General features: G+C 67.3%; 17 protein-coding genes and 1 riboswitch. Of the genes, 10 read left to right on the top strand and 7 right to left on the bottom strand.

Translation table 11 applies throughout. The features are described from left to right. Positions 1-116: 116 nt before the first annotated feature. Positions 117-218: riboswitch (TPP riboswitch) on the bottom strand. Between the two features lie 210 nt (positions 219-428). Both KHP16_RS00505 and KHP16_RS00500 read left to right on the top strand, forming a co-directional pair. Next, positions 429-2,087, top strand: coding sequence for an acyl-CoA dehydrogenase family protein (locus tag KHP16_RS00505; RefSeq protein ID WP_208648254.1), 1,659 nt, complete (start codon positions 429-431; stop codon positions 2,085-2,087). Positions 2,088-2,212: 125 nt separating this feature from the next. Beyond that, positions 2,213-3,835, top strand: coding sequence for a methyl-accepting chemotaxis protein (locus KHP16_RS00500; protein WP_211959415.1), 1,623 nt, complete (start codon positions 2,213-2,215; stop codon positions 3,833-3,835). Between the two features lie 25 nt (positions 3,836-3,860). Here the strand turns inward: KHP16_RS00500 and KHP16_RS00495 are convergent, their stop codons facing one another. Then, positions 3,861-5,546 carry a GMC family oxidoreductase gene (locus KHP16_RS00495; protein ID WP_115953895.1) on the bottom strand — a complete coding sequence of 562 codons (1,686 nt, stop codon included), beginning with the start codon at positions 5,544-5,546 and terminating at the stop codon, positions 3,861-3,863. A gap of 215 nt (positions 5,547-5,761) precedes the next feature. Here KHP16_RS00495 and KHP16_RS00490 point away from each other — a divergent pair, with 215 nt between their 5' ends. Further along, positions 5,762-7,177: a coniferyl aldehyde dehydrogenase gene (locus KHP16_RS00490; RefSeq protein ID WP_211959414.1), complete on the top strand. Its 1,416-nt coding sequence runs from the start codon at positions 5,762-5,764 to the stop codon at positions 7,175-7,177. A gap of 16 nt (positions 7,178-7,193) precedes the next feature. On the opposite strand, the gene KHP16_RS00485 is transcribed toward KHP16_RS00490, so the two are convergent. Both KHP16_RS00485 and metK read right to left on the bottom strand, forming a co-directional pair. Further along, a complete protein-coding gene (locus KHP16_RS00485) occupies positions 7,194-8,132 on the bottom strand; it encodes a Kdo hydroxylase family protein (protein WP_109582317.1) in 939 nt (312 codons plus the stop codon). An 85-nt stretch (positions 8,133-8,217) separates the two neighbouring features. Then, on the bottom strand, positions 8,218-9,381 hold the full coding sequence (gene metK / locus KHP16_RS00480; protein ID WP_109582318.1) for a methionine adenosyltransferase: 1,164 nt from the start codon (positions 9,379-9,381) through the stop codon (positions 8,218-8,220). A 270-nt stretch (positions 9,382-9,651) separates the two neighbouring features. On the opposite strand from metK, the gene KHP16_RS00475 reads away from it, so the two are divergent. Genes KHP16_RS00475 through KHP16_RS00460 form a run of 4 tightly spaced genes read left to right on the top strand, consistent with a single transcriptional unit; the run spans position 9,652 to position 13,187 of the window. After that, positions 9,652-10,566, top strand: a complete 915-nt coding sequence (locus tag KHP16_RS00475; RefSeq protein WP_109582319.1) for a lysophospholipid acyltransferase family protein — start codon at positions 9,652-9,654, stop codon at positions 10,564-10,566. After that, positions 10,566-11,459 (top strand): lipid A biosynthesis lauroyl acyltransferase, encoded by an 894-nt coding sequence (locus KHP16_RS00470; RefSeq protein ID WP_109582320.1) that lies wholly within the window; start codon positions 10,566-10,568, stop codon positions 11,457-11,459. Before KHP16_RS00475 ends, KHP16_RS00470 begins: the two co-directional genes overlap by 1 nt. Positions 11,460-11,477: 18 nt before the next feature. Then, positions 11,478-12,344 (top strand): diaminopimelate epimerase, encoded by an 867-nt coding sequence (gene dapF, locus KHP16_RS00465; RefSeq protein WP_109582321.1) that lies wholly within the window; start codon positions 11,478-11,480, stop codon positions 12,342-12,344. A gap of 33 nt (positions 12,345-12,377) precedes the next feature. Beyond that, positions 12,378-13,187 carry a polyphosphate kinase 2 family protein gene (locus KHP16_RS00460; protein ID WP_109582322.1) on the top strand — a complete coding sequence of 270 codons (810 nt, stop codon included), beginning with the start codon at positions 12,378-12,380 and terminating at the stop codon, positions 13,185-13,187. Between the two features lie 27 nt (positions 13,188-13,214). Here the strand turns inward: KHP16_RS00460 and KHP16_RS00455 are convergent, their stop codons facing one another. After that, positions 13,215-14,600, bottom strand: a complete 1,386-nt coding sequence (locus KHP16_RS00455; protein ID WP_244835611.1) for a DUF3734 domain-containing protein — start codon at positions 14,598-14,600, stop codon at positions 13,215-13,217. 19 nt (positions 14,601-14,619) lie between these two features. Continuing rightward, a complete protein-coding gene (pyrE, locus tag KHP16_RS00450) occupies positions 14,620-15,297 on the bottom strand; it encodes an orotate phosphoribosyltransferase (RefSeq protein ID WP_211959413.1) in 678 nt (225 codons plus the stop codon). Between the two features lie 31 nt (positions 15,298-15,328). Here pyrE and KHP16_RS00445 point away from each other — a divergent pair, with 31 nt between their 5' ends. Then, complete coding sequence (locus tag KHP16_RS00445) at positions 15,329-16,105, top strand: exodeoxyribonuclease III (RefSeq protein ID WP_109582325.1); 777 nt, start codon at positions 15,329-15,331, stop codon at positions 16,103-16,105. 96 nt (positions 16,106-16,201) lie between these two features. Beyond that, the gene (gene argC / locus KHP16_RS00440) at positions 16,202-17,149 is read left to right on the top strand and encodes an N-acetyl-gamma-glutamyl-phosphate reductase (RefSeq protein ID WP_109582326.1); all 948 of its coding nucleotides are present in this window, start codon (positions 16,202-16,204) and stop codon (positions 17,147-17,149) included. Between the two features lie 50 nt (positions 17,150-17,199). Here the strand turns inward: argC and KHP16_RS00435 are convergent, their stop codons facing one another. Beyond that, positions 17,200-18,132, bottom strand: coding sequence for a M48 family metallopeptidase (locus tag KHP16_RS00435; protein WP_109582803.1), 933 nt, complete (start codon positions 18,130-18,132; stop codon positions 17,200-17,202). A gap of 314 nt (positions 18,133-18,446) precedes the next feature. Here KHP16_RS00435 and KHP16_RS00430 point away from each other — a divergent pair, with 314 nt between their 5' ends. Continuing rightward, positions 18,447-19,727 (top strand): muropeptide transporter, encoded by a 1,281-nt coding sequence (locus tag KHP16_RS00430; RefSeq protein ID WP_115953898.1) that lies wholly within the window; start codon positions 18,447-18,449, stop codon positions 19,725-19,727. 27 nt (positions 19,728-19,754) lie between these two features. Here the strand turns inward: KHP16_RS00430 and KHP16_RS00425 are convergent, their stop codons facing one another. After that, positions 19,755-20,576 (bottom strand): acyl-CoA thioesterase, encoded by an 822-nt coding sequence (locus KHP16_RS00425; RefSeq protein ID WP_109582328.1) that lies wholly within the window; start codon positions 20,574-20,576, stop codon positions 19,755-19,757. Between the last annotated feature and the right edge of the window lie 107 nt (positions 20,577-20,683).

Raw genomic sequence — 20,683 nt, 5'->3', positions numbered from 1 at the left:
TCTCTCTTGCGGGGATGGACGAAACCAGGAGCCCTGTGAGCCTGCCCGGAGCACTGAATGGATCGGTGCCTGGGACGGGGTCCTGCAGCGCGGCGTGCGTGCGGGACTGGAGCGGTTCGGTTCTGATTGAAACTTCCCACGCCGGTACTAGCCGGATCGGGTTCGAAGGGACTCTCTCAGCCGCACGGCCCATCCGTACGGCACCCCTGTTTCATCCAACGGGGTGAATTTAAGCACAAGGGGGCGCTCGCCGCCACCGGGAAATTTGTTTCAGCAGCATTGCGATGCGGTTTCGAATCCGCCGTCTCTCCGCCAACAGCTCCGCCAGCCGCTTCGCCAGCACGCATGGTGCGCCGCCGCATTCCGGACGCCGCAGTTGCCGTACCATCGTGCCAGCCACGGCTCGGCACAACGCTCAGGGAAATGCCATGACCACTGAAACGCATCGCGTGTTCAATCAGGTACCGGACCTTGCGGACTACAACCTTTTCGAGACCGATCCCGGCCTGCGGGCCGCACTGGCGCGCCTCGGCGGCGAATGGCACGCCGACGCGCTCGCCGCATACGGCGCGCGGCTCGGCGAGCCGGAAGTGCAGCATTGGGCAGCCAACGCGAACCGCCTCACGCCGGAGCTTCATACACACAGCCGGACGGGCGAACGTATCGACAGCGTCACGTTCCAGCCCGACTGGCACGCGCTGCTCGGCCTGCTGCGCGGACAGCAGCTCCAGGCGCTGCCGTTCGCGCAGCCGCGCGCGGGCGCCTGGGCCGCGCGCACGGCCGGATATTTCCTGCAGGCGCAGGTCGAGGCGGGCTCGCTGTGCCCCATCACGATGACCTTCGCCAGCATTCCGGTGCTGCGCAAGGAGCCCGCGCTGTTTGGCGACCTCGAACCGCGCCTGTTCGCGCGCGAGCACGATGCGCGCGACGTCCCGTGGCGCGACAAGGCGTCGATCATGGTCGGCATGGGCATGACCGAGAAACAGGGCGGCTCCGATGTGCGGGCCAACACCACGGTGGCGCTGGCAGTGCGTGGCGACGGACGAGGGGCGGAGTATGCGTTGACCGGCCACAAGTGGTTCTTCTCGGCACCGATGTGCGACGCGCATCTGGTGGTCGCGCGCATGGGCGCGGAAGACGGCCCGATCTCGTGCTTTTTCGTGCCGCGCTTCCGCGACGACGGCAGCAAGAATCCGATCCTCATCCAGCGGCTCAAGGACAAGCTCGGCAACCGGTCGAATTCGAGCAGCGAGGTGGAGTTTCGCGATGCCACGGGCATCCTGATCGGCGAGGAAGGCCGCGGCATTCCGACGATCATCGAGATGGCCACGAACACGCGCCTGGACTGCGTGATCGGCAGCAGCGCGCTGCTGCGCGCCGGGCTGGTGCAGGCTGTGCATCACGCGCGACACCGCATGGCGTTCGGGCGGCGGCTCGCCGACCAGCCGCTGATGCGCAACGTGCTGGCCGATCTGGCGCTGGAAAGCGAGGCCGCCACGCTGCTGATGATGGCGCTGGCCGACGCGTTCGAGCGCGCCGACACCGATCCCCTCGCCGCCGCGTGGAAGCGCGTGCTGACGCCCGCGGCCAAGTTCTGGATCTGCAAGCGCGCGCTGGAGGCAACGGGCGAGGCGATGGAAGTCTGGGGCGGCAACGGCTACGTCGAGGAAGGACCGATGGCCCGGTTGTATCGCGAAGCCCCGGTCAACTCGATCTGGGAAGGGTCGGGCAACATCATGTGCCTCGACGTGCTGCGCGCGCTGCAGCGCAATCCCGAAGACGGCGCGCGCATTCTGCAGGACCTCGCGCGGCTGTCCAACGGCAACCCCGCCGTGCGCGCCGAACTCGCGTCGCTGCAGGCGATGCTGCGCGAGGCGCCCGACCAGCTCGAGGCGGGCGCGCGGCGCTTCGCGCAGGGGCTCGTGCTGACCGCGCAGGCCGCGCTCATGATCGCGCATGCGGACGCGGAAAGCGCCGCGCAGTTCGTTGCGAGCCGCCTCGGCCGCCAGCATGGCCGCGTGTTCGGCACGCTCGACGCGGATCCGGCCACGCTGCAACGCGTCGTCGAACGCGCCTATCCGGCCTGATCGCCCGAGGCAACACGGCGCTGGCCCTCAAGTCCGGCGGGCGCGCACCGTAAACACGGGCGTACGCCCGGCATGTGCATGGTCATGCCACCGGGTATCCATGGCCGCCTCAGCCGTCAAACCCCATGAACATCAGCAAACGTCTGCTTCTTACGCTAACCATCGCGATTCTCGCCCTGCTCTTCGTCGGCCTGGGCGGCATCTGGCAACTCAATAAATCCGAACGGCGCTTCGAGTATTTCAACGACAACACGTTGGCGAGCGTGCGGCACCTGAACGACGTGGTCGATGCCTTCAGCGACATGCGCGTGGCCGCGCTGCACCACGCCATGACCGACGACATCGTCGCCAAGGGCGAGGCCGAACACAAGATCGCCGCAGCCGACAAGCGCTTCGACGAGACGCTCGCGCGCTACGAGCGTGACGACATCTCCGACGAGACGGACCGCAAGCTGCTGGCCGCCGACCGCGACGCCGTGAAGCTGTACCGCGCGGCACGCGTGAAGTTCCTGGCCAAGTCCAACAACAACGACTACGCGGGCTCGCAGGAGATGGCGACCACGGGCGAGCTCAACACGGCCGCGATCGCGCTGCGGAAGGCCATCGACGAACATCTGGCGTACAACGCCAGGCTCGGTGCGGATGCCGTGGCCGAGAATGCCTCGCAGCATCGGTGGTCGGTGCGCGTGTTTCTGATCGTCATCGGCGTGACGGCGCTGTTCCTCGGCGCCATGGCTTTCACGCTGTACCGCCGCATCCATCGCAGTCTCAACGATATCCAGCGCACGCTCGAGTACGTGAGCGAGTCGCTCGACCTCGACCGCCGCGCGCATGTCGGCCGGCTCGACGAGATCGGCCTGACGGCGCAGGCCTTCAACGCCCTGATCGCGCGCGTGTCGCACGCGATGCGCGACGTGCGCCAGTCGAGCGAGTCCGTGGGCGTCGCCGCCGCGCAGATCGCGGCCGGCAACACGGACCTCTCGGCGCGGACCGAACAGCAGGCCGCATCGCTGGAGGAAACCGCATCGAGCATGGAGGAACTCACCGCCACCGTGCGTCAGAACGCCGAGAACGCGCGGCAGGCCAACGCGCTCGCCACGAGCGCGGCCGACGTCGCCGACACGGGCAGCCTCGCGGTCAGCGAAATGGTGGGCACGATGGGCGAGATCAGCGGCAGCTCCACGCGCATCGCCGAAATCACGAGCCTGATCGAGGGCATCGCGTTCCAGACCAACATCCTGGCGCTCAACGCCGCGGTGGAAGCGGCGCGTGCCGGCGAGCAGGGCCGTGGTTTCGCGGTGGTCGCGGGCGAGGTGCGCAGCCTCGCGCAACGCTCCTCCACGGCGGCGAAGGAAATCAAGGAACTGATCGAGGCGTCGGTGACCACGGTGCAGACGGGCTCCGCGCAGGCACAGCGCATGGGCGCGACCATGGACGAGATCCGGCAGGCCGTGAAGCGCGTGGCGGACATCATCGCGGAGATTTCGGCCGCGTCGCAGGAGCAAAGCGCCGGCATCGATCAGGTCAACCACGCGGTGGGACAGATGGATCAGGTGACGCAGCAGAATGCGGCGCTCGTCGAGGAAGCCGCGGCCGCGGCGCAGTCGCTGGACGAGCAGGCGCGCCGGCTCAGCGAGACCGTGGCGCAGTTCCATATGGCGGAGAGCGCCGACCGTGGCTTCGATAGCGTCGGTGGCAGCGAAGGCCGTCGCGCGCGCGCCGCGCTGCCGCGGCCGTCCGCCGCCTGATGCTCTCGGTGCTCGGTTGGGTCGCTCAGTCCGCCTCCGCGACCTCGCGCAGCCTGAGCATCACGCGCGGCGCGTAGCGGATGAGGTCGTGCGCGCGCTCGCCGATCATGATCGCGGGCGCGTTGGTATTGCCCCCGACGAGGGTCGGCATGACCGACGCATCGACCACGCGCAGGCCCTCCACGCCCCGGACCCGCAACTGCGGGTCCACCACCGCCATCGCATCCATCCCCATGCGGCACGTGCCCACGGGGTGATAGATCGTATCCGCATGCGCGCGGATATGCGCGCGCGCGGCATCGTCGTCGCTGCCATCGAGCCGCAGATGGCCCGAATACAGCTCCCTTCCGCCGAAGCACGACAACCGCGGCTGCGCGAAGATTTCGCGCACGATCCGCAGCCCGCTCAGCATGTCGTCCACATCCGCGGGGTCCGACAGATAGCGCGGGTCGATGCGCGGGGCCTCCCGCATGTCGGCCGAACGCAGCCTGACTTCGCCCCGGCTGCGCGGCCGCAGCACGCACACATGGCAGGAATACCCATGGCCGAGATTGAGATGGCGCATATGGTCGTCCGCCATGCCGACGACGAAGTGCAGCTGCAGGTCGGGCTCCAGCAGGTGCGGATGGCTCCGGACGAAGCCGCCCGCCTCCGCGAAGTTGGACGTCAGCATGCCCGAGCGTTCCTGCCGGTAGCGGCGCATCTCTCCCATCAGCCGGCCGATCGCCTTGAACGACACGCCGAACAGATCTGTCGTCGCCACACGCTTGTGCAAGGCGATGTCGATGTGGTCCTGCAGGTTCGCGCCGACGCCGGGCAGGTCGTGCACGAGCGGTACGCCATGCTCGCGCAGATGCGCGGCCGGCCCCACGCCCGAGGCCATCAACAGCTGCGGTGATCCGAACGCGCCCGCGGAAACGATCACTTCGCGCCGCGCGCGCAGCACATGCTCGCGACCATCGCGGAGCACCACCACGCCCACCGCGCGGCGCCCTTCGAACAGGATGCGCCGCACCTGCGTGTCGGTCAGCACATGCAGATGCGAGCGGCCGCCGTTGAAACCGCGATCCGCCACGTTGCCGCCATGCAGATAGGCGCGCGACGCGTTCCATCGCTCGCCGTCGTGCTGCGTGACCTGATACCAGCCCACGCCCTCCTGCTCCACGCCGTTGAAATCGTCGTTGCGCAGGTGGCCCGCCTGCTCCGCGGCGTCGATGAAATGCTGTCCGAACGGATTCGGCGTGCGCAGGTCGCTGACGTGCAGGGGCCCCGTGCCGCCGTGGACCGGATCGTCGTCATGCCCGGCCACTCGCTCGTTGCATTCCGCGCGACGGAAATACGGCAGCACGTCGTCCCACGACCAGCCGTCGCAGCCGGCGCTTGCCCAGTCGTCGTAATCGTTGGGGCGACCGCGCGTGTAGACCATCGCATTGATTGACGAGGACCCGCCAAGACCGCGGCCGCGCGGCTGGTACCCGCGGCGGCCGTCGAGGCCCGCCTGCGGCACGGTCTCGAAGCCGTAGTTCCGCGCGCCGGCGCGCGGGAGGATGGCGGCGGCGGCGGCCGGTATGCGCACGAGCGCGTGGTGGTCGTGTCCGCCTGCCTCGATCAGCGCGATGGTGTCGCGGCCGCTGTCGGCCAGCCGGCCAGCCAACGCACAGCCGGCGGACCCGGCGCCCACGACGAGATAGTCAAAGCTGGTGGTGTCCATCCGTCCCCTCGTGTGCTGGTATTGTCGTCGGGCCGCCACGGTTCCCGGTCACGAAAATTCAGTGTAGGCGCTTGGCGTAAGGCGGTGAAGCGGTCAGCGGGTATTGCGGTGCCCGCGATGTTTGGTAGCGCTCCTCCATTGTCCCCGCGCGGCGGCTGCCTTATGGTGTCGGTCCCGGGAGACGCCCATCAGAAGATGTCCATGAGGAGACGCACATGATAAGAGAACTGCCCGCCACGCCGCTGCTGTCGATGCAGTTCGATGCCATGCGCGCCGCCTCGCGGCACGACCAGTATCCGGCGTGGACCGTGCGTGCAGACCGTCTGCGGCGGCTGCGCGCGCTCGTGCGCGACAACCAGCCCGCCATCGCGGCGGCCATCGACGCGGATTTCACGAATCGGCCGCGGCAGGAAACCGCCTTGCTCGAGGTGTTCCCCAGCATTGCCGGCATCGATGATGCGCTGCGGCACGGCAGACGCTGGATGCGCATGCGGCGCGCGCGCACGGGCCTATGGTTCCTGCCGGGCCGATCGCGCCTGCTGCCGCAGCCGCTCGGCGTGATCGGCATCGTGGTGCCGTGGAACTATCCGCTCTACCTCGCCGTGGGGCCGCTGGTGGGCGCGCTCGTGGCGGGCAACCGTGCGATGGTCAAGCTGTCCGAGTACACGCCGCGCTTCGCCGCGTTGTTCGAGGCGCTGATCGCGCGCGCGTTCGCGCCCGACGAGGTCGCGGTGGTCAATGGCGATGCGGAGGTCGCGCGGCAATTCTGCGCGCTGCCCTTCGATCATCTTCTTTTCACGGGGTCCACCGCCGTCGGCCACGAGGTCATGCGCGCGGCGGCCCGGCATCTCACGCCCGTGACGCTGGAGCTGGGCGGCAAGTCCCCGGCAATCGTCGGCCCCGATGCCGACCTCGAGCAGGCGGTGGAGCGTATCCTCGTTGGCAAGCTCGTCAACGCGGGCCAGACGTGCATCGCGCCCGACTACGTGCTGGTGCCCCATGCCGACCGGCAGCGTTTCGCGGAGGCCGCCATCCGCTGCGTGGCGCGGCTCTATCCGGACCTCGCGCGCAATGGCGACTACACGAGCATCATCAGCGCGCGGCATTTCACGCGGCTACAGTCGATGGTGGGGGACGCCGAGGCGGCCGGCGCGCGGCGCATCGCGCTGTCCGATGCGGTGCCGGACGCGGGCTCACGATGCTTTCCGCCGGAGCTGCTGCTCGACGTACCCGACGATGCGATGGCCATGCGGGAGGAGATCTTCGGTCCGGTGCTGCCCGTGGTGGGGTACGACTCGCTCGACGCCGCCATCGCGTACGTCAACGCGCGCCCGCGTCCGCTGGCGCTCTACGTGTTCGATCGCCGCCGCGCGCACCTCGATGCCGTCACGCGCCAGACGGTCGCGGGCGGCGTCACGGTCAACGACACGCTGTTCCATATCGCGCAGGACGACCTGCCGTTCGGCGGCGTCGGCGCCAGCGGCATGGGCGTCTATCACGGGGAGGCGGGCTTCGATACGTTCTCGAAGCGCAAGCCCATCTTCCTGCAGTCGCGCCTGAACGGCGCCGGCCTGCTCAAGCCGCCTTACGGCAAACGCTTCGAGGCGATGCTGAAGCTGCTGATCCGCTAATGGCGTAGAAAGCGGTTCAGGCGGCCACCATCGGCCGGCCCAGCATCCGCGACAGCACGGCCTCGGGCGAGTGCGTATGGTCGCCGATCGCCTTCGGGTCGAGGTAGATGGTCTGCTCCATCATCGCCTTGCCGCGCATCGCGGCGTGCAACAGCTGGTCGCTAAACACGATCCACGTGGCGCCGGGCGGAATCTGGAATTCCTGCTGCGGCACGGTCTTCTGGTATTCGAGATCGGCCTTGGCCAGATCGTGCAGCTGCAGCATGCGGTGGTCGTACTCCGAGCGCAGCCGCTTGGTCACGTGCAGTTGCTTCATCAACCAGGCCTGCCCGGGCCACATGCCGTGGGTCTTCGGCACGAAGCGCGCGGCAAAATCGGCGAACGGCTCGCCCACGCGCCACATGCGCGGCGCCTCCGGATCGATATTGTGGAACACGCGCAGCAGGCGCTTGCCGCGCATGGGATTCGACGGAAACGCGTCCACATGCAGCCGCGTGTCGTCCTTGCGCCAGCTGACGGGGCGCCCGGCAATCTCGCTCGGCCGCAGCGACGTGCCCGCGCGCGTCATGTACGGCTTGTACTCGGGAAATAGCGCGTGGATCAGCGATTCGCTCGCTTCGGCATAGCGGCGGATCAGCGCGTGGATGTCGGCGAGGTCCTGCGGGCTGCCCTTGGCGCCGCGCACCGCGGATTCATCGGCGCGCAGATTGATGTTCTTGGACTTGCCATCCGACCAGCGGCTGTCGAGGAAGCGTTCCTCGCCGGGCTCGAAGCGGAAATGGAGATTCGGGAAATAGAGTACCGCGCCCTGTTCGAGCTCGCGGCGCAGCTGCGCGCGCGTCTCCGCGGTGACGGCGGGGGCCCAGTCGGTATAGGGCTGCGTGCGGATCAGGTCCAGCTTGCCGGTGGATGTAGCGGTAGCGGCGGCAGTCTGGGCGGGCGTGGCGACGGTCATGGCGAACTCGAAGACTGGAGTTGCCCGGATTCTACTACCGTCGCCGCCCGGGCCCCTCCCCCGGCGGGAGAGGGGCGGGTACCGATTACAGACCGGCGGCGGCGCGCAGCACGGCGGCCTTGTCGGTCGCTTCCCACGAGAATTCCGGCTCTTCACGGCCGAAGTGGCCGTAGGCGGCGGTCTTCTGGTAGATCGGACGCAGCAGGTCCAGCATCTGCACGATGCCCTTCGGACGCAGGTCGAAGTGCTCCTGCACGAGCTCGGCGATCTTCTCGTCGGAGATCTTGCCGGTGCCTTCCGTGTACACGGTCACGTTGATCGGGCGGGCCACGCCGATGGCGTAGCTCACCTGCACCTGGCACTGACGCGCGAGGCCGGCCGCCACGACGTTCTTGGCCACATAGCGCGCGGCGTAGGCAGCCGAACGGTCCACCTTCGACGGATCCTTGCCCGAGAACGCACCGCCGCCGTGCGGCGAGGCGCCGCCGTACGTGTCGACGATGATCTTGCGGCCGGTCAGGCCGCAATCGCCCTGCGGGCCACCGATCACGAAACGGCCGGTCGGGTTCACCAGATACTTGGTGTCCTTCAGCATGTCCGCCGGGATCACGGGCTTGATGATCTCTTCGATCACGGCCTCGCGGATCTGCGCCTGCGTGACGTCCGGGTGGTGCTGCGTCGACAGCACCACGGTGTCCACGCTGTGCGGGCGGCCGTCGACGTAACGCACGGTCACCTGCGACTTCGCGTCCGGACGCAGCCAGGGCAGACGGCCGTCGCGGCGCAGTTGCGACTGGCGCTCGACCAGGCGGTGCGAATAGTAGATGGGGAACGGCATCAGTTCGGGCGTCTCGTCGCACGCATAACCGAACATCAGGCCCTGATCGCCGGCGCCCTGGTTCAGGTAGTCGTCGGAGGCGCGGTCCACGCCCTGGGCGATATCCGGCGATTGCTTGTCGTAGGCGACGAGCACCGCGCAACCCTTGTAGTCGATACCGTAGTCGGTGTTGTCGTAACCGATTCGCTTGATCGTGTCGCGCGCGACCTGGATGTAGTCGACGTTTGCCGACGTGGTGATCTCGCCGGCCAGCACCACGAGGCCCGTGTTGCACAGCGTCTCGGCGGCCACGCGGGCGTACTTGTCCTGCGCCAGGATGGCGTCGAGGACAGCGTCAGAGATCTGGTCGGCGACCTTGTCGGGATGGCCTTCGGAAACCGATTCCGAAGTGAACAGGAAGTCGTTTGCCACGAGTTGTTTCTCCAGGTTGGCAGGTTAGCTATTGCGTGCCAGCCTTGGGAAACGGCGCGGCGACGCTTTAGCGGTATTTTCAGGCCGCGGCCACCGGTCCATCGGACCCGTGTGCCGTAGCATCGCCCCGCAAGTTGTCAGTTAACTCGGCGATAGGCGGTATTATACGCGCCTGCTGGCGCCCTTGCAGCGTATCCATCGTATCCGGCGAACCCGTCCCGGCAGGTTGTATCCCTACCGCCAGCCATTTCATTTGTCCCTGATGGCGTCATGACCTTTCTTTTCTGGCTGATCTCCCGCTTGCCGCTGCGCGTGCTCCACGCGCTGGGCGGTGCCCTGGGTCTGCTGGTAGCGCGGCTGCCGGGCCGCTATGGCCGCCGGCTGACGGAAAACTTCCGCCACGCGTACCCGGATGCCACCGATGCCCAGCTCGCCGAAGCGGCGCGTGCCACGGGCCGCATGATCCTGGAAATGCCGTACTTCTGGAGTCGCCGGCGCCTCACGGTGCCGCTGCATGGCTTTAACGACTATCTCTGGCCGGAACTTGAGAAGCTCCAGGCGCGCGGCAAGGGCGTGATCGTGCTCACGCCGCACCTCGGCTGCTTCGAGGTGTTGCCCCAGTCCCATGCGCTCCTGCGGCCAGTGACCGCGCTGTTCAAGCCGCCGCATCAACCGTGGCTGCGTGAGTTCGTCGAGCGCATGCGCACGCGGCCCAACATGGCCATGGCGCCCGCCAACCCGCGTGGCGTACGCATGCTCGTGAAGGCGCTGCGCCGCGGCGAAGCGGCGGGTATCCTGCCGGATCAGGTGCCGAGCGGCGGCGAAGGCACGTGGGCGCCCTTCTACGGGAAGCCCGCGTACACGATGACGCTTGTGCAGCGCCTTCAGCAGATGAGCGGCGCGCCGATCGTGCTCGTCGCGGCCGAGCGGCTGCCGCGCGGCGCCGGCTACCGCGCCCATCTGCGCCTGGTGGCCGGCGGCGGCATGCTGCCGGACGATCCGTCGGCCGCCGCGGCCATGATCAACGCGACCATCGAGGACTTGATCGCCGTGGCGCCGACGCAATACCTGTGGGGCTACAACCGCTACAAGACCCCGGCGGGCGCGGGCCAGCCCGGCGAGGCTGCCGGCACCGCGGATGCCGAGATGTCGCCCACGCAACCCTCCGAACGCCAGACAAGCTGATGAGCCGTATTTTCACGTGGCTGGGCATCGCGTTCCTGACGCTGCTCGGCAAATTGCCGTACCCGGTCGTCGCCCGCTTCGGCGAAGCGCTCGGCGGCCTGCTTCACAAGCTGCCGCACGGCCGCCGCAAGGTCGTGGAGGCCAACCTGCGCCTGTGCTTCCCCGAGAAGACGGACGCCGAGATCAGGGCGATGTCGCGCGACGTGTTCCGCAACATCTTCCGCAGCTTTGCGGAGCGCGGCATCTTCTGGACCGGCAGCGAGGCGCAGATGCGCCGCTGGGTCCAGATCGACGATCAGGCGGACCTCGTGTCGCTGGACGGCACCCCGCATATCCTCGTGACGATGCACCTGTCGGGCGTGGAGGCGGGCGCGATCCGGCTGACCATCCACCTGCGCGACCACGTTGGCCGCTCGGGCGCATCGCTCTATACGAAGCAGAAGAACGCGCTGTTCGACGACTTCCTGAAGCATGCGCGCGGCCGCTTTGGCGCCAACATGATCTCCCGCAACGACAGCGCGCGCGAGATCCTGCGCAGCCTCAAGAAGGGCGAGGCGCTGCAACTGATCTCCGATATGGATTTCGGCGAGCGCGACTCCGAGTTCGTGCCGTTCTTCGGCGTGCAGGCGCTCACGCTCACCGCCGTGTCGCGGTTCGCGCGGGTATCGGGCGCCAAGGTGGTGCCGATCTACACCGAGATGCTGCCCGACTATCAGGGCTACGTGCTGCGCATCCTGCCGGCCTGGGAGAACTATCCCGGCGAGAGCGTGACCGAGGACACGCGCCGCATGAACGCGTTCTTCGAAGACGCCATCCGCCCGCGCGTGACCGAGTACTACTGGGTCCACAAGCGCTTCAAGCATCGCCCGCCGGGCGAGCCGGAAATTTACTGAGACGGTAGAATCGCTGGCATGAAACTCCAGTTCACCAAGATGCACGGCGCCGGCAACGATTTCATCGTGCTGGACGGCATCCATCAGAAGCTCGACCTGACCGACGCCCAGTGGCGCGCGCTGGCAAGCCGCCATTTCGGCATCGGCGCGGACCAGATCCTGATCGTCGAGCCGTCCACGCGCGACGACGTCGACTTCCGCTATCGCATCTTCAATGCGGACGGCGGCGAGGTCGAGCACTGCGGGAACGGCGCCCGCTGCTTCGTACGCTTCGTTACGGACAAGGGCATGACCGACAAGCGCTCGGTGCGCGTCGAAGTCATGAACGGCGTGATCACACTCACGTTGCAGGACGACGGGCAGGTCACGGTGGACATGGGCGCGCCCGAACTGACGCCCGCGCGCGTGCCGTTCCTCGCCGAAGGCCTGCCGACGCGCGTCGAGGGCGGGGACACGGCGTTCGGCCTCGAGATCAACGGCCGCACCGCATGGTTGTCCGTCGTGTCGATGGGCAATCCGCATGCGGTGCAGGTGGTGGACGATGTGGAACGGTTCCCGGTGCTGCAGGACGGTCCCGTCATCGAGCATCATGCGACGTTCCCCAATCGCGTCAATGCGGGCTTCATGCAGATCGACGACCGCCAGACGATTCACCTCCGCGTGTTCGAGCGCGGTTCGGGCGAAACGCTCGCGTGCGGCACCGGCGCGTGCGCGGCCGTCGTCGCCGGCATCCAGCGCGGCCTGCTGGACTCGCCCGTCAAGGTGCACACGCATGGCGGCGCGCTCTCCATCGCGTGGGACGGCATTGGACAGCCCGTGCGCATGACCGGTCCCGCGACGACGGTATTCGAAGGCACCATTGACCTGACGACCCTGCCCGCGTAACCATAGGGGCGTTGCCTTCGATGGAGCGCCCCTATGTCGCTGGACGATTTCCGCATCACCTCTGGCAAGCGGTTCCGGCTTGCCGACCATGACGCCGACAGCAAGCCGCTGTCGCGCGGCAACAAGAACGCCGACCTGCAACGCCTGAGCGAACTGGGCGAATGGCTCGACACCCAGCAGGACATCTTCTACGCGCAACACAACCGCAAGCTGCTGGTGGTCCTCCAGGGCATGGACACCAGCGGCAAGGACGGCACCGTGCGCGGCGTATTCCGGAGCTTCGATCCGCTCGGCATCCGCGTGGTCAGCTTCAAGGCGCCTACCGCCGAAGAGCTCGCGCGCGACTACCTGTGGCGCGTGCATGCGCAGGTGCCGCGGCTCGGCGAGATCGTGGTGTTCAACCGCAGCCATTACGAGGACGTGCTGATCACGCGTGTGCACGGCTGGATCGATGAAGACGAATGCGCGCGCCGCTACAAGCAGATCCGCGCGTTCGAGACGCTGCTCACCGAGACGGGCACCACGATCGTGAAATGTTTCCTCCATATCTCGAAGGACGAGCAGAAGTCACGGCTCGAAGCGCGGCTGGCCGATCCGGAGAAACACTGGAAGTTCGATCCGAAGGACCTCGAGGAGCGGAAGTACTGGAAGTCGTATGAGGCGGCCTACGAGTCCGCCATCGCGGCCACGAGCACGCCCGAGTGCCCGTGGTACATCGTGCCGGCCGACTCCAAGACCCATCGCAACCTGATGGTCGCCGAGATCCTCGCCGACGTCTTCAAGCGGCTCAAGCCCGCGTATCCGCCCCCGAATCCCGAACTCGGGAAACTGAAGGTCGACTGAGCATACTTCCGGGTCGCTCGAGCCTGGTTATTCGCCGGTTCCGTTGCCCCGATGCACGTCGTGCGTGACGAACGGATGATCGGGCCCCGGCATCGCGAGCCAGTGCGGATGCTTGAGCGTGTCGCGGATATCGTCGAGCCCGCTGGCCCAGTGCTCATGCATGGTCAGCGCGCCAAACTGGTAGTCCTTGGCGCTGCCCTCGAACGACTTGTCGCGGTAGATCAGCTGGATCACGTTGCGGCGCGCGTCGCACGCATGATCGGCCGCCTTGCGGTAGGCGGGATCGTCCCGCCTGGCCGGCGGCACGAGCTTCATCAGTTCGCTGAGCATGCGCCGGTAATTCTGCTGCTCGCGCATGACGTCCGTGATCGCGCGCGTGCGGCTCGAGTACTGGATGTCCTTCTGGCGCTCGGCCACGTCGAGCAGGCTGTGCGGCAGCTTGCCGCGCGCGCTCCACAGGTCCACCTGAAAGATCAGCGCATCGCGCCGCGGCTGCGCGGTCAGCACTTCCTGCAGCGGCGTGTTGGATACGAGGCCGCCGTCCCAGTAAAACTCGCCATCGATCTCGATCGCCGGAAAGCCCGGCGGCAGCGCGCCCGATGCCATGAAGTGCTCGGGCCGCAGCCGCGTGCGCGTGTTATCGAAGTACGCGAAATTGCCGGTGCGCACGTTGACCGCACCCACCGACACGCGCATTTCCCTGGGATGATTCAGTCGGTCGAAATCGGCGAACTGCTCGAGCGTGGCCTTCAGCGGCGAGGTGTCGTAGTAGCTCGCGTTGCCCGCATCGGCGCAGCGTCCCCAGATATCGGTCACCGAACGCGGGCTGAAAAAGCCGCGCTGGCCTTCGATCAGCGCGCGCGCCGCATGGATGCTGTCGAACCAGATGCGCACGGGCTCCGGCCAGTTGGGCGCGGCCTCGGTGAGCAGGTCGACGGGCAGGCCGGGCAGCCACGGCTGCTGGCAGATGTATTCCCAGAACGCGCGCAGCTGCGCCACGCGCGTCTCGGGCGGGTTTCCAGCGATGATCGCCGCATTGAGCGCGCCGATCGAGATACCCGCGATCCAGTTCGGATGGATCCCGCCTTCCGCCAGGCCCTGGTAAACGCCGGCCTGATAGGCGCCTAGCGCGCCGCCGCCCTGCAGCACGAGCGCGCGCACGGCATACGACTCATGCGCGGGGCCATCGGTGGGCTTCGCCTCGGGGGCGCAATGCTCCGGGGGGAGTTCGTCGGGACTGGCGCGGCTGCCCCGGCGGGCGCGGACGGTTTTCGCCACCGCCCCGCGCTTCGATGCGGGCATTTTCTGCGCCGGCGCCAGCATGGCCGGAGATACCGAATCCTGCGGGGCTGGCCCCTGTTCGCCAACCGCCTGTTCGACGGCCGCTACTTCCGATTTTCGCTTCTCCGCCACGCCCTGCTCCCCTTTGTTGTCACACGCCGTAGCGCTGACGATACGCCGAAACGGCCTCGCGATGCGTGCCGAGCGAGGCGTCCTGCGATGCATCGAGATACGCGAGCAAGTCCTGGAGGCTCGCGATCGCGATCACGGGCACGCCATATTCGCGCTGCACGTCCTGCACGGCCGAATGGGTGCCGATGTTGTCGGCGGTGCCGCTCTTTTCCATCCGGTCCAGCGCAATCAGCACGGCGGCCGGCTCGGCGCCCGCGGCGCGGATCATCTGCATCGACTCGCGCACCGACGTGCCGGCCGAGATCACGTCGTCGATGATCACGACCTTGCCTTGCAGCTTCGCGCCGACGAGCGTGCCGCCTTCGCCGTGATCCTTGGCTTCCTTGCGGTTGTACGCAAAGCCCACGTCGCGGCCCATGCCCGCGAGCGCCACCGCGGTGGCCGAGGCCAGCGTGATGCCCTTGTAGGCCGGCCCGAACAGCACGTCGAACTGCACGCCCGAGGCCAACAGGGTTTTCGCATAGAATTGCGCCACCTGACCGAGCATCGCCCCCTGATTGAACAGGCCGGCGTTGAAGAAGTACGGAGACTTGCGACCCGCCTTGGTCACGAACTCGCCGAAGGACAGGACGCCCGCGTCGAGCGCGAAGCGAATGAAGGTCTGGCTGAGGTCGTCGGGGCTCGTTTGCTGCGTCATCTTTTCTCTCTGAATACGAAAATTTCCCGAGATGTTACGGATTATCAGCGCCAACCTCAACGGCATCCGCTCCGCCTCCAAGAAAGGCTTCTTCGACTGGATGGGCAAGCAGGACGCGGACATGGTCTGCGTGCAGGAACTCAAGGCCCAGGCGGCCGACATGACGGACGCTTTCCTCGCGCCGCACGGGTATCACGGCTTCTTCCACTACGCGGAGAAGAAGGGCTACAGCGGCGTCGGCCTTTATACGCGCCACAAGCCCGAGCGGGTGATCACGGGCTTCGGCAACCCCGAGTTCGACAATGAGGGCCGCTACGTCGAGGTGCAGTATCCGCACCTCGCGGTGATTTCGGTCTACGTGCCATCCGGCTCCAGTTCGGAGGAGCGCCAGCTCGCAAAGTTCCGTTTCATGGAAGCCTTTCTGCCGCACCTGCTGCAGCTGAAGGCCAGCGGACGCGAGATCGTCCTGTGCGGCGACGTCAACATCGCCCACAAGGAAATCGACATCAAAAACTGGAAGGGCAACCTCAAGAATTCGGGGTTCCTGCCCGAGGAGCGCGCATGGATCGGCGCGCTGTTCGACAGCCACGGCTATGTGGACGTCTTCCGCCAGCTGGACCCGCGCCCGGACCAGTACACGTGGTGGAGCAACCGCGGCCAGGCCTACGCGAAGAACGTCGGCTGGCGCATCGACTACCACCTGGCCACGGCGAGGATCGCGGAAACGGCAAAGGCCTGCTCGATCTACAAGGACGAGAAGTTCAGCGACCACGCGCCGCTGTCGATCGACTACGACTACCCGCTATAAGCCCTCAGGCGCCGCTTGCGCCACTGCAAACGCCCGCGTCTGTCACGCAACGTCGTTACAATGTGGGTCCCTCGCATTTTTCAGAGTGAGACCGCCATGGTTTTCAAAGTATTCGTCGATGGTCAGGAAGGCACCACCGGTCTCCGGCTGCTCGACTATCTGTCGGGCCGCACCGACGTCGAACTGCTGCGCATTGCCGACGACAAGCGCAAGGATCCCGCGGAGCGCGCGCGCTTCCTCAATGCCGCGGATGTCGCTTTCCTGTGCCTGCCGGACGTCGCCTCGCGCGAAGCCGTGTCCCTGGTGACCAATCCCGACACCTGCGTGATCGACGCCAGCACGGCATTCCGCACGGCCGACGACTGGGCCTACGGCCTGCCCGAACTCACCCGCGGCCAGCGCGAGAAGGTCCGCGCGAGCAAGCGCATCGCCGTGCCGGGCTGCCACGCGAGCGCCTTCGTGCTCGCCGTGCGTCCGCTCGTGGAAGCCGGGCTGCTGCCGCGCGACTATCCCGTGACCGCGTTCTCGCTGACGGGCTACAGCGGCGGCGGCAAGAAGATGATCGCCGAGTTCGAAGCGGGCGGTAACCCGCGCCTCGAGAGCCCGCGTCCGTATGCGCTCGGCCTCGAGCACAAGCACCTGCCGGAAATGCGCGTGCAGGGCGGCCTGTCGCAGGCGCCGATCTTCAACCCGATCGTGGGCAACTTCCTGAAGGGCCTCGCCGTGACGGTGCCCGTGTTCCCGTCGCTGCTGTCGCGCAAGGCCGATGCCGAGGCGATCCTCGACATCTATCGCAAGCACTACGAGGGCGAGCAGTTCGTGAAGGTGCATCCGTTCAACAGCGATGCGAATCTGGACGGCGGCTTCTTCGACGTGCAGGCGAGCAACGATACGAACCGCGTGGACCTGTTCGTGTTCGGCAATGCCGAGCGCCTGAACCTGGTCGCGCGCCTCGACAACCTCGGCAAGGGTGCCGCGGGCGCGGCCGTGCAATGCATGAACGTGCACGTGGGCGCCGACGAGGCGACCGGCCTCGCCGCGTAAGCCTCCGAAAGTAATGAGAAACGCCGGGTTCTCCCGGCGTTTTTTTTGGCTTACTTCCGCGTCGTGCCCGCCACCGGCGGCTTCTTCAGCGGATGCATGCGGTCGTCGTCGCCCTCGTCCACGGGCGCATCGCCGAGGTTGGTCATGTTGGTCTCATGCGCGGGCAGCATCTCCATCGGCATGTCCTTCGCGCGTGCGAACAGCCGCAGCGCCTCCTTCATATGCTGCTCGAGCACCGCGATCCGGCTGCGGCCGGACGGGTGAGTGGACAGCATCTCCTCGCCGGGATCGAGCATCGTCCCCATCTTGCGCCAGAGCGTGATGGACGCACGAGGGTCATAGCCCGCGCGGGAGGCCATGTCGAGACCGATCAGATCGGCTTCCGTTTCTTCCAGCCGCGAGAACTTCAGCGTGATGAGGCGCGCGCTGTTGCCGATGTCCATGTTGCCGAGATTGCCGAAGCCCGTGAGCTGCGACATCACGTTGGCGCCGAGGTTGGTGACCTCCGCCTGCGCCGCGCGCTGCCGGGCATGCTCCTCCAGCGCGTGCGAAATCTCGTGGCCCATGACCATCGCGATCTCGTCGTCGGTGAGCTTGAGCTTGTCGATCAGCCCCGAATAGAACGCGACCTTGCCGCCGGGCATGCAGAACGCGTTGATCTGGTTCGAGTGGATGAGGTTGATTTCCCATTGCCACTTTGCCGCGGCGGGATTCCACCGCAGCGTCTCCGGCAGCAGGCGCTTGCCGATCGCGCGGAGGCGTTGCAGCTGCGGGTCCTGATCGGATGCCAGCGCGCGGCGCACGATCGCTTCCTGCTTGATCTGCTCGTACTCCCGCGCGGCCTGCTGCTCGATCATGTCGCTCGGCACGATCTCGCGAATGCGCGACCTGCGCAGTTCCACCGACACGCCGGGGTCGCCCGGCATCGTCGCGGCGGCGGGGACCTCCACACCCGAGGCCGGTCCCTGCGGCATCGGCGGCATGGTGGGCTCGGCCGGCGCCGTCGGCGTGGATAAGGCCGCCGCCGGCCCTCCTTGCGCGAATGCGGACCTCGTCCCCATGCCGAGGGTTGCGATCATCACCATCGCCACTATCGCAACCGCCGCCGCCATCGCGCGCGGACCGCTCGCGGGCCATCGCTGGCCAGAGGGACGCGGGCGTTGCGGCAGGCGGACAAACACGGAGGAATAGCGGGTCACGGTGCGTGATCTCGTGAGAAATGGGGGCGGCGCGCAGGCGTGGTGCAATAATACACGGCAGCCCTGCCAGCGCTCACTCCCCACGCCCGCGCCCATTCATGACGTTTCAAGCCTACCTCGATATTTTTCGTAATCGCCGGATCGGCGCCATGCTCACGCTCGGCTTTGCCTCGGGGCTGCCGCTGGCGCTCACGTCGGGCACGCTGCAGGCATGGATGACGGTCGAGGGTCTCGACATCAAGACCATCGCGTTCTTCTCGCTGGTCGGCCAGGCTTATATCTTCAAGTTCCTGTGGGCGCCGCTGATGGACCGCTTCACGCCGCCAATGCTCGGCCGGCGGCGCGGCTGGCTGCTGCTCACGCAGATCGGCCTCGTGGCCAGCATCGCGGGCATGGCGTTCTGCCCGCCGCACGAGGCGCTCTGGATGCTGGCCGCGCTCGCGACGCTCGTCGCGTTCCTGTCGGCGTCGCAGGACATCGTGTTCGATGCGTACAGCACGGACGTGCTCCGCACGTCGGAACGCGGCGCCGGGGCTGCCGTCAAGGTGCTCGGCTACCGGCTGGCAATGCTGGTGTCCGGGGGGCTCGCGCTGTATCTGGCCGATCGCGTGATGGGCTGGCCGCAGATGTACCTGTTCATGGCCGCGCTGATGGGCGTGGGCCTGCTCACGCTGCCGTGGGCGCCCGAGCCCGACACGCCCGCACGCGCGCCGCGCACGATGGAGGATGCGATCGTCGGTCCGCTGCGCGACTTCTTCTCGCGCAAGGGTGCGTGGTGGCTGCTGCTGCTGATCGTGCTCTACAAGCTCGGCGATGCGTTCGCCGGCAGCCTCTCGACGACATTCCTGATTCGCGGCCTCGGATTCGATCCGGGCGAGGTCGGCATCGTCAACAAGACGCTGGGCCTCGCCGCGACGATCATCGGCGCGCTATTCGGCGGATCGATGATGGTCCGGCTCGGGCTCTATCGCTCGCTGATGCTGTTCGGCGTGCTGCAGGCCGTGTCGAACCTCGGCTACTGGATCCTCGCGGTCACGCCGCCCCATCTGTGGACGATGGGCGCGACCATCGCGGTGGAAAACCTGTGCGGCGGCATGGGCACGGCCGCCTTCGTGGCACTGCTGATGACGCTCTGCAACCGCTCGTTCTCGGCCACGCAGTACGCGCTACTGTCCGCGCTGGCGTCGATCGGCCGCGTTTATGTGGGTCCGACCTCGGGCTATATGGTCGAGGCGTGGGGCTGGGCGCCCTTCTATCTCGCCACGGTCGTGGCGGCGGTGCCGGGCGTGGCGCTGCTATGGGCGATGCGCGGGACCGTGCATCGGTACGAGGCGCAGGCGCGCGCGCCGGAAGATACCACGGTCGCGCGGCCGGCCTGATCGTTCCAGCGCAAGTTGCGCGGTCTCTTACTCTTTGTAGTAGACGATCTGATGGGAGGTGGCGAGCAACTCGCCGCCCGCGCTCCAGATCTGCGCCGTCTGGTCGAAGAAGCCCTGCCGGAACACCTGCGCCCGCGCGCAGCCCAGCGCGTGCTGGTCGCCCAGCGCCGCCAGCGTGGCCGCGTCGGCATGGAAATACGTGGTCAGCGACACCGTGCCGGCCGGCACGAAGCCGGCGCGCTTGAGGAAGATGCGTGGGTAGAAGCTATCGCACCACGACGCCAGGGCCGCATAGTCCGGCGTGCGGGCCGGCGCGTCGCGCAGCCAGAACTCGGTGATGCTGTCGGGATGTTCCGTCCCCGGTGAAGTCCCCGGCTTGGCCCCGCGCACCGCGCGGATATCGTAGGACGACAGCCACTTCACGGGCGCAAACCCGGAGATCGGCGGGAGCGTGTCGGCGGGCGGCGCCTCGGGCATCACGGCTTCGGGCGAGCTCCACGTCTCGCGCCGCACGGCGAACACCGCGCTGCCCGTGGTCGTCACCGCGCCGTTCTGGCGCACGGTGAGCGTCCAGTGCTGGGTGGACCGGTTGGTGCGGGACGGCACGGCCTCCACCTCGAACGGGCCCTCGGCGATAGGCCCCGCGAAGTTCACGGTCAGCGCGATCGGATCCCCAAGGCGCTCCGGATGCTGCAGGGCGGCCTGCAGCATCGTCGCGGCCGTGATGCCGCCGAACGGGCCGATCATGTTCCAGTAGTTGGGCGTGGTACGCCCGTCGAAGCGGTGCTCGCCAACAGGCGTCAGTTGCAGCGCGTCGTCGAAGGGATGGAGCTCAGGCGATGGGGACATGAAAAAGCACGCTCGTTCGATAATGCTCTGAACGATAGGCCGCGCCTGCGATTTCGTCAATGAGGTAAGGCGCGGGGCCTCCCTTAGAGTCTCCCCCGAGAGTCTCC

The sequence above is a fragment of the Cupriavidus plantarum genome, from assembly GCF_905397285.1.
In the GTDB taxonomy this organism is placed as follows: domain Bacteria; phylum Pseudomonadota; class Gammaproteobacteria; order Burkholderiales; family Burkholderiaceae; genus Cupriavidus; species Cupriavidus plantarum.
Note: the sequence above shows the minus strand (reverse complement) of the source record. Positions and strands in the feature narration are given on the sequence as shown.